The 352-nt window shown below is 65.1% G+C and carries 1 pseudogene; it reads left to right on the forward strand.

The annotated features are described in order from the left end of the window. Window positions 1-352, forward strand: a pseudogene (locus AC1DOP_RS27410) (alginate biosynthesis protein AlgK); the annotation flags it as partial.

Raw genomic sequence — 352 nt, forward strand, 5'->3', positions numbered from 1 at the left:
GCACAGGTCGGGCTGGCCGATATTCAAGTGGAAAGCCGCGACCCGGCGCAGATCAAAGCCGCCGAAGCGACCTACCGCGCTGCCGCCGATACCTCGCCGCGAGCGCAAGCGCGCCTGGGCCGTCTGCTGGTGGCCAAACCGGGATCGACCGAAGCCGAGCAACACGAGGCCGAAGGCCTGCTGAAGAAAGCCTTTGCCAATGGCGAGGGCAACACCCTGATCCCGTTGGCCATGCTGTACCTGCAATATCCCCACAGCTTCCCGAACATCAACGCCCAGCAGCAGATCAACCAATGGCGCGCCGCCCGCTACCCGGAAGCCGGCCTGGCGCAAGTGCTGCTGTATCGCACAC

It is taken from the genome of Massilia sp. 01N410 (genome assembly GCF_056399665.1).